The organism is Pararhodobacter sp. SW119 (assembly GCF_017811755.1).
In the GTDB taxonomy this organism is placed as follows: Bacteria; Pseudomonadota; Alphaproteobacteria; order Rhodobacterales; family Rhodobacteraceae; genus Pararhodobacter.
In genome coordinates this window covers 57,625-70,357 of the sequence record NZ_JADDJF010000019.1, presented here as the reverse complement: position 1 = coordinate 70,357, position 12,733 = coordinate 57,625, and the positions used below count along the sequence as shown (strand labels likewise).

The 12,733-nt window shown below is 68.9% G+C and carries 10 protein-coding genes; 6 read left to right on the top strand and 4 right to left on the bottom strand.

The window, feature by feature from the left end:
• The 5 genes from IM708_RS12540 to lipA all read left to right on the top strand — a co-directional run.
• A partial coding sequence (locus IM708_RS12540) for a M35 family metallo-endopeptidase (RefSeq protein WP_209426919.1) occupies positions 1-718 on the top strand: 718 nt, incomplete at its 5' end.
• Between the two features lie 31 nt (positions 719-749).
• Positions 750-1,085: a hypothetical protein gene (locus tag IM708_RS12535; RefSeq protein ID WP_209426918.1), complete on the top strand. Its 336-nt coding sequence runs from the start codon at positions 750-752 to the stop codon at positions 1,083-1,085.
• A gap of 209 nt (positions 1,086-1,294) precedes the next feature.
• Positions 1,295-2,884, top strand: a complete 1,590-nt coding sequence (locus IM708_RS12530) for a gamma-glutamyltransferase family protein (protein ID WP_209426917.1) — start codon at positions 1,295-1,297, stop codon at positions 2,882-2,884.
• Positions 2,885-2,993: 109 nt separating this feature from the next.
• Positions 2,994-4,172 (top strand): MFS transporter, encoded by a 1,179-nt coding sequence (locus tag IM708_RS12525; RefSeq protein WP_209426916.1) that lies wholly within the window; start codon positions 2,994-2,996, stop codon positions 4,170-4,172.
• Positions 4,173-4,267: 95 nt separating this feature from the next.
• Positions 4,268-5,242: a lipoyl synthase gene (lipA, locus tag IM708_RS12520; RefSeq protein ID WP_209426915.1), complete on the top strand. Its 975-nt coding sequence runs from the start codon at positions 4,268-4,270 to the stop codon at positions 5,240-5,242.
• A 27-nt stretch (positions 5,243-5,269) separates the two neighbouring features.
• Here the strand turns inward: lipA and IM708_RS12515 are convergent, their stop codons facing one another.
• From IM708_RS12515 to IM708_RS12500, 4 genes are all read right to left on the bottom strand, one after another.
• Complete coding sequence (locus IM708_RS12515) at positions 5,270-6,718, bottom strand: TrkH family potassium uptake protein (protein ID WP_209426914.1); 1,449 nt, start codon at positions 6,716-6,718, stop codon at positions 5,270-5,272.
• Between the two features lie 32 nt (positions 6,719-6,750).
• Positions 6,751-7,722 carry a hexose kinase gene (locus IM708_RS12510; protein WP_209426913.1) on the bottom strand — a complete coding sequence of 324 codons (972 nt, stop codon included), beginning with the start codon at positions 7,720-7,722 and terminating at the stop codon, positions 6,751-6,753.
• 92 nt (positions 7,723-7,814) lie between these two features.
• Positions 7,815-8,930 (bottom strand): GTP cyclohydrolase FolE2, encoded by a 1,116-nt coding sequence (gene folE2, locus IM708_RS12505; protein ID WP_209426912.1) that lies wholly within the window; start codon positions 8,928-8,930, stop codon positions 7,815-7,817.
• A 225-nt stretch (positions 8,931-9,155) separates the two neighbouring features.
• Complete coding sequence (locus IM708_RS12500) at positions 9,156-9,485, bottom strand: PilZ domain-containing protein (protein ID WP_209426911.1); 330 nt, start codon at positions 9,483-9,485, stop codon at positions 9,156-9,158.
• A 202-nt stretch (positions 9,486-9,687) separates the two neighbouring features.
• On the opposite strand from IM708_RS12500, the gene clpB reads away from it, so the two are divergent.
• On the top strand, positions 9,688-12,306 hold the full coding sequence (clpB, locus tag IM708_RS12495; RefSeq protein ID WP_209426910.1) for an ATP-dependent chaperone ClpB: 2,619 nt from the start codon (positions 9,688-9,690) through the stop codon (positions 12,304-12,306).
• Positions 12,307-12,733: the final 427 nt, after the last annotated feature.

Here is a 12,733-nt window from a genome sequence, read left to right as displayed (position 1 = left end):
TTCGCCCCCCGTCGCCTTCGACAAATGGATCTTCGACAAGCTCGCGCAGGACGACGACGGCCATATCGCCACCAACCTCGGCGTCGAGCCGACCGAGGTCTACAGCCCCGCGCAGCGCAAGGTGATGATAGAAGCGATCTCGGAGGCGCGGCGGATCTGCACGAATGCCGCGCTCAAGGTCGAAAGCCCCGATGACGCCGCCAAGGCGCTGCTTCGGCAGTATTTCACGGATGCGACGAACACGGATCTGACCGACATCTGCGTCACCCTGGCGAAAGGCTACAAGAAGATCGCGGCGGGCCTCGGGTCCTCCAGCCTGATCATCTCGGACGAACCCGGCGACCGTCTGGGCGGCGGCTGGAACGACTGGGCCTTCATCTATCCGTCCGAGGACATGAAGGTGATTTACTTGCAGAACGCCTGGCTGAAGAAGGCTGACGAGGCGACGCCGGACAATTCAAGCCCGCTGCACCGTTGCGCCCGCACCATCATCCACGAGATGTCGCACAAGGAATGCCGGACCGAGGATATCTGCTACGGGCCGAAAGGGCTGAAGCCGAACGGCGCGCTGACCGGCGCGCATGCGCTGCACAATGCCGACAGCTGGGCCTATTTCGCGGTCGCCGTGAACGGGCTGCTGACCGGGCCGGACGCGGCCAATGCGACCAAGAAGAACGTCGCCATTCGTAACACGCCGTCGAGGCAGCTGACGCTTTAATGCCGCTGCCCCGCGCAGGAAAGGAAACCCCATGTCCGAGATGGCGAAGGAACGCGCAGAGCCCCCCGAACCGGAGCCCGTGGTGATCGACGGGGTCCGCTACGAGGCGCTGCTCTGGGGAAAGGCGCGCGGGTTGGGGCAGAACGGCGGCCTGATCGAGGCCTTCGACAACCGCAGCGGCGACAGCCTCTGGGTGCTCAAGGTCTACGACATCGACTATGACGTCGACATGGAGGGCGACAAGCTCGACCTGTTCATCGAGGAACTGGCCGCCGAGGGACCCGAGGCGCTGCGCGTGGTCACCGAACGCGGAGGCCGCTACCGCATCGACCTGCGCGACCGCAGCGTGCGCGCCATCACCAACTGACCACGCCGCCGACCCACCCCCCGTTTCGCGCCCGAGGTGCGCCGCGCCCGGAATGCGCGCGCAGGCGGCACGGGGCGGGTGGGTGGGCGTGACGCCGGCGCGCGCCGGCGCCCGGCCTCTGCGGTGGGGCGTGCAGGCGGGGCGCGTTGCCCCTTTCCCCCGCCGCGGGCGCGCGCTAGCCTGCACGCTGAACAGGTGAAGGGGTTCCCATGCGCGATTTCGAGAAACCCGGCCGCTCGGCCGTCTATGCCACGCAGGGCATGTGCGCGACGTCGCATCCGCTGGCCGCGCAGGCGGCGGTCGGCATCCTGCAGGACGGCGGCAACGCGGTCGATGCCGCCCTTGCCGCCGCCGCCGCGCTCAGCTTCTGCGAGCCGCACATGTGCGGGCTGGGCGGCGACTGCTTCGTGCTGCTGAAACCCGCCGGAGAGGAACGCGTCATCGGGCTCAACGGCTCGGGCCGGGCCCCGGCGGGGATGGATGCCGCCGCCCTGCGCGACCAAGGACTGACCACGATTCCGCTCTACGGGATCGAGCCGGTGACACTGCCCGGCGCGATCGACGCCTTCTGCCGGCTGTCGGTCGACTGGGGCCGGCTGGGCCTCGACCAGGTGCTGGCCCCGGCCATCCGCATGGCCGAGGAGGGCGTGCCGATCGCCCCCCGCGTCGCCCGCGACCTGGCGAAGATCGCGCATCTCAAAGGCGCCGCGCGCAACCATTACCTGAAGGACGACCGGCCGCTGCGACTGGGCGAGATCTTCCGCGCCCCGGGTCAGGCCGAGGTGCTGCGCCGCGTCGCGCGCGAGGGGCGCGCGGGCTATTACGAGGGCGAGGTGGCCGCCGACCTGATCGACAGCCTCCGCGCGCTGGGGGGCAGCCACACGCTCGAGGATCTGGCCGCCACCGCCTGCGACTATACCGACCCGGTCGAGGGCAGCTACCGCGGCGTCGATCTGATCGAGCACGCGCCGAACGGCCAGGGCGCGACGGCGATCCTCCTGGCGGGCATCCTGAGCCATTTCGACCTGGCCGCGATGGACCCGTTCGGGGCCGAGCGCCTGCATCTGGAGGCCGAGGCGACGAAGCTCGCCTACGACGCGCGCAACCGCATCATCGCCGATCCCGACCACACGACGCGCCTCGCCCACATGCTGGCGCCCGAGACGGCGGCGAAGCTGGCCGCGCTGATCGACCCCGACCGCGCCATGGAAAGCGCCACGCGGCTGAGCGGGTCGGTGCATCGCGACACGGTCCTCTTGACTGTGGTGGACCGCGACCGCATGGCGGTGTCCTTCATCTACTCGCTCTTTCACGGCTTCGGCTCGGGGCTGGCGTCGACCCGCTTCGGCGTGCCGTTCCAGAACCGCGGCGCCGGCTTCACCCTGACCGAGGGCCACCCGAACGAGGCCGGGCCGGGCAAGCGGCCGATGCACACGATCATCCCGGCGATGCTTCGCGAGGGCGGTCGCATCACCCTGCCCTTCGGCGTGATGGGCGGGGCCTATCAGGCGACGGGACATGCGCGGCTGATCTCGAACCTCGTCGATGACGGGATGGAATTGCAGGCGGCACTGGACGCGCCGCGCAGTTTCGCGGCGCCTGGCGCCGATGGCGGCGACGTGCTGTCGCTGGAGGCGGGCCATGCGCCCGGCGTGGCCGAGGCGCTGGCGGCAAAGGGCCACCGGGTGCAACCCGCCGCCGACCCGATCGGTGGCGCGCAGGCGATCCGGATCGAGGCGTCGGGCGTGCTGGTCGGCGCGTCCGATCCGCGCAAGGACGGGTGCGCCGCCGGCTACTGACGCCCGCGCCCGCCCGCGCGTCGCGCCGAAGCGCGCGCGCCCCGACGGCAACCGCGATGGAACCGGGCGCGTCCCGGTGCGGTTTTCGGGGTGAACGGAGGGCCGCGACATGACGCAGTTCTGGAGCCTGTCGGCAGCCGGCTTCGCGGCGACCGCCATCGCCTTCGGTCCGGCGCGCATGGGCTTCGGCCTTTTCGTGCCCGAGTTCAGGACCGAGTTCGAGATGTCGAGCGCGCTGGTGGGGCTCATTTCGAGCCTGGGCTTTCTGGGCTTTCTCATCGGGCTTCTGGTGGCGCAAGCCCTGCTGAGCCGCCGCGGCCCGGAGTTTCCGGTCCTGGCCGGGCTTGCCGCCGCGACGACGGGCATGGGGCTTGTCGCGCTGGCCCCCGGCCTGCCGGTGCTGGCGTTCGGCGTCTTCCTGGCCGCGTCGAGCGCGGGACTGGCCTGGACGCCGTTCAACGACGCCGTACACCGCAAGGTCGCGGACCCGGATCGTCCGACCGCGCTGTCGGCGGTCAGCACCGGCACCGGCAGCGGCATCGCGCTGGCCGGCTTCATCGCGCTTGGCATGCATCTCTGGGGGTTGCCCTGGCGGTTTTCCTGGGCGGTGTTCGCGGCGGCCAGCGCGGCGGCGTTGTGCCTCAACTGGCGTGCCCTGCGCCGGGTCGAAAAGGCGGGCGACACGGGGCCGGAAAACGGCTGGCGCGCGCTTCTTCACGCCGCGGCGCTGCCGCTCTTCGTCATCGGCTTCGCCTTTGGGACGACCACGGCGATCTACATCTCCTTCGCCGCCGACCGCATGGTGACGGTGGGCGGCGTTCCGGGGCTGCCGGTCGCGGCAACGCCGGCGCTGGTCTACATCTGCTACGGGCTGATCGGGCTGTCGGGGATGCTGACCGGGCGCGTCAAGGCAATGATCGGCCTTCCCTGGCTCTTGCGGTTTCTGATGCTGGCCGGGGCGCTGTCGCTGGTGCTGGTGGCGATCAGCCCTGACACCTGGGCCGGGCTGGTCCTTTCGGCCGGGCTGCAGGGCGTGCATCTGATGATGATCAGCGCCGTGCTGGCCTTCTGGTCCGAGCGGCTGTTTCCCTCGCTGCCCTCGCTCGGCTTCACGGCGGTGCTGCTGGCGGCGGCGGCGGGCAACGTGCTGGGCCCGCTGGCGGCGGGCATGGCCCTGGATGCGGTCGGTGCGCAGGCGATGTTTCTGGGCGCGGCCGTCCTGCCGGCGCTGACGGCCCTTTGGCTGCGCGACCGTCACGCCCACGAACGCCCCGCCGCGACGGCCTGAGCGGGCGCCGGTCGGGCGCAGGCGTCCCTGCCCCTTGGACAAGGCGGGGCTTCCGGTCTATCTGTAGCCTGAACCGCCCTGCCTGAGGCCCCCGGATGACCGACACCCTGCCCCCCCCGCTCCGCGATCTGAAAGCGCCCGGCCAGCGCCACCCCGAGAAGGCGCACCGCGCCGATCAGGCGCAGCCGAAGAAACCCGCCTGGATCCGCGTCAAGGCGCCGGGGGGCGAGGCCTATAACGCCACGCGCCAGATCATGCGCGACAACCGGCTGGTGACCGTCTGCGAGGAAGCCGGCTGCCCGAACGTCGGCGAATGCTGGGCGCAGGGCCACGCCACGATGATGATCATGGGCGAGATCTGCACCCGCGGCTGCACCTTCTGCAACGTCGCCACCGGCCGCCCCGACACGCTGGACGCGTTCGAACCGGGTCGGGTGGCGGATGCGGTGGCCAAGCTCGGCCTCAACCATGTCGTCGTGACCAGCGTCGACCGCGACGATCTGCAAGACGGCGGCGCCGAGCATTTCGCCCAGACCATCCGCGCCATCCGCCACCGCGCTCCCGGCACCACGATCGAGGTGCTGACGCCGGATTTCCTGCGCTGCGGGCCCGACGCGCTGGAAACCGTGGTCGCGGCGCGCCCCGACGTCTTCAACCACAACCTGGAGACGGTGCCAGGCCTCTACCCCGAGGTGCGCCCGGGCGCGCGCTATTTCCATTCCCTGCGCATCCTGCAGCGGGTCAAGGAACTCGACCCCGGCATGTTCACCAAGTCCGGCATCATGGTCGGGCTGGGCGAGGACCGGCAAGCGGTCCTGCAGGTGATGGACGACATGCGCGCCGCCGATGTCGATTTCCTGACCATCGGACAGTACCTGCAGCCGAGTTCCAAGCACCACCGGATCGACCGCTTCGTCACGCCCGAGGAATTCGCGGGCTACGCCAAGGCGGCCTGGGGCAAAGGGTTCCTGATGGTCTCGGCCACGCCGCTGACGCGGTCGTCCTATCACGCGGGCGACGACTTCGCGCGGCTGCGGGCGGCGCGAGAGGCGAAGCTGGCGCAGGTCTGACCGTCCGGGCGCGCGGCCGCAGCGGGATCAGTTGCGCCAGAAGCGCGGCAGCAGCAGGACCAGCACGGCGACCATCTCCAGCCGGCCCAGCAGCATGCCCAGCATCATCAGCCATTTCGCCGAATCGGGAAAGCCGTCGACGGCGCCGGTCGGGCCGACCTCGCGCCCGAAGGCGGGGCCGATGTTACCGATCGCGGTCCAGGCGGCGGTGATCGAGGCCCGCATCTGCAAGCCGGTCAGGCTCAGCGCGACGGCGAGCAACCCGAACCCCAGAACGAAGGCGGTGAACAGCACCACGACCGAGGTGATCACGTCCTCCTCGACCCGGCGTCCCTGCAGATGGATCGGCGCCACGCGGCTGGGATGGACCAGTTGGCGCAACTGCGCCCGGATCGCCTCGAACAGCACCAGATAGCGGAAGACCTTGATCGAGCAGCCAGTCGAGGCGGTGCAGGCCCCGATGAAGCCGGCCATGAGCACGACCAGAAGCACGAAATCGCCCCAGGCGGTGATGTCGGCCGATCCGTACCCGGTCCCCGACATGAGCGAGACGAGATTGAATGCGCTTTCGCGGATCACCGCCTCCAGATCGCCGCCGCGGGTCAACAGTCGGTAGCCGACGATCAGCGCGATGGCATAGAGCGTCCAGCGAAAATAGGCCCGCACCTGCACGTCCTGCAGAAGCGGGCGGACGTCGCCGTTGACGAGCTGAATGTAGCGGATGAAGGGCAGGCCAGCGAGCCACATGAGCGCGATGGCGGCGTATTGCGCTGCCGCAGAGTACTCGCCGAACGAGGTGTCGCGCGTCGAGAAGCCGCCGGTGGCGATGGTCGTCAGCGCGTGGTTGATCGCATCGAACGCCGACATCCCGGCCAGCACATAGGCGACGGCGGCAGCGACGGTCAGCGCCAGATAGACCTCGATCAGCATCAGAGAGATGTCGCGGACCCGCGGCAGGATCTTGCCCAGGGTGTCGAACCCCTCGGCCCGGAAATACTGCATGCCGCCGACCTTCATCACCGGCAGAAAGACCAGCGCGACGATGACGATCCCGAGGCCGCCCAGCCATTGCAGGATTGACCGCCAGAGCAGGATCGCGTCGGGCTTTTCGTCCAGGCCGACCATGATCGTGGTGCCCGTGGTCGTCATCCCGGACATCGATTCGAAAAGCGCGTCGACCAGCCGCTCGCCGCCCGGCCCCAGGAAGAACGGCATGGCGCCGAAAGCCGGCAGGATCACCCAGGTCAGCGTGGTCAGCAGGAAGGATTGGCGCAGTGTCAGCGACTCGGTCAGCGCGTTCAGCGTCGACAGCGCCAGAAAGCACCCGGTGAGCATGGTCGCCACCGCCGATTGCAGGAAGATCGCCCAGCCCGGCTCGGCCTGCGAAACGGCGACGGCGGCAGGGATCAGCATCATGACCCCGAGCGCCACGAGCATGAGACCGATAATGTGGGCGACGGGGCGCAGATCCGGCATGGCCTAGGGGATGGCGGCGGCGGGGGGACCTGTCAAGCCGCGACGACGCGGCAGCGCGACGCGAGGCGCGCCACATCCGCCGCGCGGCAAAGCTCGGACCCGGGGGTCATGACGGCGGCGGCGGCGGCGGCGGTGCCCTGGCGCAAGGCTTCGGCCGGATCGCCGCCCCGCGCCAGCGCCAGCGTGAACGCGGCGGTGAAGCTGTCGCCGGCGCCGACGGGGCTGACCACCTCGACCGTCGGGGGCGCGCAATGCAGGCGCAGATCGGGCGCGGCCAGCACCGAGCCTTCGGCGCCGCGGGCCAGCACCACCATTCCGGCCACGCCACGCCGCACCATGTCGCACGCCAGATCCAGGCTCTCGGCAGGCGATGCAAGGGCACGCCCGGCCAGCGCCTCGGATTCCGCCTGGTCCATGCGCAGCACCGCGGGACACGAGGTCGAAGGCTGTCGCGTCAGCCGGTCCAGCGCCGACCCCGACGTATCGACGATCAGGCAGGCGCCGCAGGGCGCAAGCGCCTGCGCAAGCCCCTGCTCGAAATCATCGCCCATCCCGGGCGGCTGGCTACCGCTGAGCACGACCCAGCCCCCCTGCCCGCCCGCATCCCTTTCGGCTTCGAGCGCGGCGGAGACAATGGCATCGCGCACCGCCGTTTCGCGCGCCGCGTCAAACTCCGGTCCGGGCAGGACGAAACGGTATTGCCGCCCGTCGTCGTCGGTGACTGCCAAACTTTCGCGTGTGTCGCCCGGCAGGTCGAACCGGCGCAGCGCGACCCCTTCCGCGCTGAGCAACGCAGCAAGCCGCTCGCCATTGGGTCCGCCCAGAACCACGAACGCCGCGACCGCGCCGCCGAGTCGTTGGATCGCACGGGCAACATTCACCCCGCCCCCGCCGGGTTCGACGACCACGTCCCGCACCCGCAACTTGGGCCCGGCGACGATGCGCGGCACGTGGCCCGAGATGTCGAGCGCGGGGTTGAGGGTGACGGTCAGGATCGGCGGCATCGCGGGCTCGGCGGTTGGGACGCGCCAAGCCTAGCGCGCCCCGCGCCGCATCGAAAGGACCGTCCTTTAGCCGAACCCGTCAGCCGTAGCGATCAGCCAGAATGAACCAGGCTCGCGAAAAGCCGCGGATCGAGGCTTTCGCCCTCGAATGTCGGCCCCTGCGTCAGCATGCTGACCGCGTCATGGCTGTGCAGGCTTTCCTGATGGCTCGCGATGACCCGGAAATCGCCGATCCGGGCATCATCGGCCAGGCCCTGGCAGAAAAGCCGTGCCGCATCCTCGACAAAGATCGGATTGGCGGCGTTGAGTTCGGCGAAGGCCTGCTCGTCCTCGCGCTTGACCATGACCTGCGTCTCGGTCGGCACGGCGGCGCGGCAGATCTCGATCAGATCCTCGAACCAGAGCGTCGCGCCGGGCAGCAGTTCGACCGAAATCCGCGCAACCGACCGCTGCGAATGCGGCGTCGCCAACTGCCCGCGCCCCGACCGGGCATGCTCGCTCAACTCCAGCGAGCAGGGGCAGGTGGAGGAGTAGACGTAGTCGAGATGCAGGAAGCGACGCCGCTGCCCGGCCTTTTCGACCAGCTCCAGCGCGATGTCGTAGTACTGCCAGCCCGAAAGCCCCGAGCGCAGGCTGTCGACCCGCATCGGAAACGAGAACCGCATCTGGATACGCGCGTCGATGCTTTCCAGGTCGGTCTTGTAGGCATCGAGTGCGGCTTCGATGACATGGATGCTGAACCGCTTTTCGGCATGCACGTAGAAGCTGCGCATGATCCGGCTCATGTTGATGCCCTTCTTGTCGGCGTCCAGGCTGACCGTGCCGGTCACCGAGGTTTCCAGCGTGACATCGCCCTGCCCGGCATGGTCGGAAGCGCGGGTGCGGAACCGGATCGGCAGACGGAAGTTGGATATGCCGACATGCTGGATCGGCGCGCGGGTCCCGCGGATCAGGCTCGCCGGCCCGTTCTGCAGATCGGGCATGCTGCGGCGATAGGCGGTATCGGGCACGAAGTCGGACGGATAGCTGCGCGACAGCGCCGGATAGGCGGGGTCGGGCAGGCCGGGGATCAGGCGCCGCATCCTGGGGTCCAGGGCCGCGATCTCGTCGTCGCTGGCCCGGCTTGCCCAGTTGCGCAACACGTCGAGGGCCGCTTCGGCCTCCGCTTTGCCAGGTTCGCGATCGGCGGGCGGGAAGTGGATGTTCATGTCGTCCCCTCTGACAAACAACGGATCAGACGCAGGCTGGCCCAAGGACACCGCCCGACAAGCATTACCGTCTTTTCGAGGTTTGTACGAGAGGCTCGCTTGTTCGGATCACTCCAAACCGGCGTTGCCAGGGGTGCTTACGACAGGTGCGCGCCCTAGCGCGTAGGGCGCAGGCCATCCGCGCCGACGCCTTGAAAACACGCGGATCAGCGCAGCGCGGCGCGCTCAGCGCAATTCGTGCAGATGGGTGTTCCAGCGGCCCGAGGTGACGGCGTCGGCATTCTCGCGCCCGCGGCGAATTGTCGCCAGATCGGGCTTCGAAAGCGGCGTCAGCAGCCGCAGCCCGATCATCCCCGAGCGCACCCAGCGGACGGTGCCGGCGAACCGGCGCTTGCCCAAATCGACGGTCAGCACCTCGCCCACCGCGACCGCAAGCTCGGTGCGCAGGCGCGCGCCGCCGGAACTGACATTGACGACCACGGCCGAAGCCCTTTGCCCCCCGTGCAGGAGGAGTACCGGATAGTCGCACGGCCAGCGCATTTCCCGATAGCGCATGATCTTGCCCCTTTCCTTCCTTTTCCACCTTGTCGCCGCAAAGGGTTGCCCCGCCGTTAACGTATTCGCCCCCTTGCGCCCGTACGGCCGGTACTTGCACCGGTCGCCCCGGCTTCCCAAATAAAAACCGAGGCCCGCGGGCCGGCGATGCTGACGGTCAGGTTGCCGGCGAATTCGGGTGCTTGCACAGGAGATGACAGCGATGAACCTTGAAAAATTCACCGAACGCGCACGCGGCTTCCTGCAGGCTGCACAGGTGATCGCCCTGCGCGAGGGCCACCAACGGCTGACGGCCGAGCATCTGCTCAAGGCGCTGATGGACGACGATCAGGGCATGGCCGCGAACCTGATCCGCCGCTCTGGCGGCGCGCCGGAACGCGTCGCGCAGGCCGTCGATCTGGCCATCGGCAAGCTGCCGAAGGTATCGGGCGACACCGGCCAGCCCCATGCCGACCCCTCGCTGGTGCGCGTCCTCGACGAGGCCGCGAAGATCGCGAAGAAGGCTGGCGACAGCTTCGTGCCGGTCGAGCGGGTTCTGATGGCGCTGGCGCTGGTCAAAAGCCCGGCGCGCGAGGCGCTGGAGGCCGGCGCGGTGAACGCCCAGTCGCTCAACAACGCGATCAACGACATCCGCAAGGGCCGCACGGCGGACTCGGCCTCGGCCGAGGACAGCTATGACGCGCTGAAGAAATACGCCCGCGACCTCACCGAGGCGGCGCGCGAGGGCAAGATCGACCCGATCATCGGCCGCGACGAGGAAATCCGCCGCGCCATGCAGGTCCTGTCCCGCCGCACCAAGAACAACCCCGTCCTGATCGGCGAGCCCGGCGTCGGCAAGACCGCCATCGCCGAGGGGCTGGCGCTGCGCATCGTCAACGGCGACGTGCCCGAAAGCCTGCAGGACAAGACGCTGATGGCGCTCGACATGGGATCGCTGATCGCCGGCGCGAAATACCGCGGCGAGTTCGAGGAACGGCTGAAGGCGGTCCTGAACGAAGTCACCGCCGCCTCGGGCGAGATCATCCTCTTCATCGACGAGATGCACACGCTGGTCGGCGCGGGGAAATCCGAGGGCGCGATGGACGCCGCGAACCTGATCAAGCCGGCGCTGGCCCGGGGTGAACTCCATTGCGTCGGCGCCACGACGCTGGACGAGTACCGCAAGCATGTCGAGAAGGACGCAGCCCTCGCCCGCCGCTTCCAGCCCGTCTTCATCAGCGAACCGACGGTCGAGGATACCATCTCGATCCTGCGCGGCATCAAGGAAAAGTACGAACTGCACCACGGCGTGCGCATCGCCGACTCCGCCCTCGTCGCCGCGGCGACGCTGAGCCACCGCTACATCACCGACCGCTTCCTGCCCGACAAGGCGATCGACCTGATGGACGAGGCGGCGAGCCGGCTCAGGATGCAGATCGACAGCAAGCCCGAGGAACTCGATGCGCTGGACCGCGAGATCCTGCAGAAGCAGATCGAATCCGAGGCGCTGAAGAAGGAAGACGACGCCGCCTCGAAGGACCGGCTGGTCAAGATCGAGGCGGAACTGTCCGAGCTGCAGCAGAAATCCTCGGAAATGACCGCGCAGTGGCAGGCCGAACGCGACCGGCTGGAAGCCGCGCGCGATCTGAAGGAGCAACTCGACAAGGCCCGCGCCGAACTCGACCAGGCCAAGCGCCAGGGCGACTTCGCCAAGGCCGGCGAATTACAGTACGGCCGCATCCCCGAACTGGAACGCCAGCTGGCCGAGGCCGAGGCGCGCGAGGCCGAGAAGATGGTCGGCGACGCCGTCCGCCCCGAGCAGATCGCCGAGGTCGTGGAACGCTGGACCGGCATCCCGACGACAAAGATGCTGGAGGGCGAGCGCGACAAGCTTCTGCGCATGGAGGACGGGCTGCACAAGCGCGTCATCGGCCAGCACCACGCCGTCCGCGCCGTGGCGAACGCCGTGCGCCGGGCGCGCGCCGGGCTCAATGACGAAGGGCGTCCGCTGGGCAGCTTCCTCTTCCTCGGCCCGACCGGCGTCGGCAAGACCGAGCTGACCAAGGCCGTTGCCGAGTTCCTCTTCGACGACGACAGCGCGATGGTGCGCATCGACATGTCCGAGTTCATGGAGAAACACGCCGTCGCCCGCCTGATTGGCGCCCCCCCGGGCTATGTCGGCTACGAGGAGGGCGGCGTGCTGACCGAGGCCGTGCGCCGCCGGCCCTATCAGGTCGTGCTCTTCGACGAGGTGGAAAAGGCGCACCCGGATGTCTTCAACGTGCTCCTGCAGGTGCTCGACGACGGGGTGCTGACCGACAGCCACGGCCGCACGGTCGATTTCAAGCAGACGCTGATCGTGCTGACCTCGAACCTCGGCAGTCAGGCGCTGAGCCAGATGCCCGACGGCGCCGACCCGGCCGAGGCGCGGGCGCAGGTGATGGAAGCCGTGCGCGCCCATTTCCGGCCCGAATTCCTCAACCGCCTGGACGAGACGGTGATCTTCGACCGGCTGGGCCGCGCGGACATGGCCGGCATCGTCGAGATCCAGATCAGGCGGCTGATGAAGCGACTGGTCAGCCGCAAGATCGCGCTGGAACTGGACGAGGCGGCCCACAAGTGGCTGGCCGACAAGGGCTACGACCCGGTCTACGGCGCCCGGCCTCTGAAGCGCGTGATCCAGCGCCACCTGCAGGACCCGCTGGCGCAGATGCTGTTGTCGGGCGAAGTGCTCGATGGCGCCACGGTGCCGGTCAGCGCCGGCCCCGAAGGCCTGATCATCGCCGGCCAGACGCATGGCGACGATGCCGAGGCGCCGCCGCGGATGAAGGTCGTCCACTGACCGGCAGGAAATCCTGCCCATGCCAAAGGCCGGCGCCGAAAGGTGCCGGCCTTTTTCAGTTCCCCAAACCCTCGAGAGCTTCTGTCATCTGGCCGTTCCAGATGCGCCGTCCGCGGCGCTTCTCCGCTCGCGCGGACTTTCTACCGGATCAATTGGCCATGTCGCCGTCGGTCATCGTGGCGATTAACAAGAGATTAACAGAAAATCCGTTTCCGTGTCTTTTCCGACACTTGCCGAAAGGTCCACGCGTGGACCGCGGCGCGTGGGGGCTGCCCTGCGCCCCTACACCGCCGACGCGGCCCCCTTCGCAACCCGATTGTCATGGAACTGTCATGCGAACGTGGCATGGCCGTCACATCGCGGGACTACGCCGAGCCCACCCAACGCCCGGACAGCGAATCGCCGGGCACCCAGGGCCAACGTCAGA

Bases quoted from the DNA above. Each gene is read 5' to 3' on its own strand.
- IM708_RS12535 (WP_209426918.1), top strand. From the start codon at position 750: ATGTCCGAGATGGCGAAGGAACGCGCAGAGCCCCCCGAACCGGAGCCC.
- IM708_RS12530 (WP_209426917.1), top strand. From the start codon at position 1,295: ATGCGCGATTTCGAGAAACCCGGCCGCTCGGCCGTCTATGCCACGCAG.
- IM708_RS12525 (WP_209426916.1), top strand. From the start codon at position 2,994: ATGACGCAGTTCTGGAGCCTGTCGGCAGCCGGCTTCGCGGCGACCGCC.
- lipA (WP_209426915.1), top strand. From the start codon at position 4,268: ATGACCGACACCCTGCCCCCCCCGCTCCGCGATCTGAAAGCGCCCGGC.
- IM708_RS12515 (WP_209426914.1), bottom strand. From the start codon at position 6,718: ATGCCGGATCTGCGCCCCGTCGCCCACATTATCGGTCTCATGCTCGTG.
- IM708_RS12510 (WP_209426913.1), bottom strand. From the start codon at position 7,722: ATGCCGCCGATCCTGACCGTCACCCTCAACCCCGCGCTCGACATCTCG.
- folE2 (WP_209426912.1), bottom strand. From the start codon at position 8,930: ATGAACATCCACTTCCCGCCCGCCGATCGCGAACCTGGCAAAGCGGAG.
- IM708_RS12500 (WP_209426911.1), bottom strand. From the start codon at position 9,485: ATGCGCTATCGGGAAATGCGCTGGCCGTGCGACTATCCGGTACTCCTC.
- clpB (WP_209426910.1), top strand. From the start codon at position 9,688: ATGAACCTTGAAAAATTCACCGAACGCGCACGCGGCTTCCTGCAGGCT.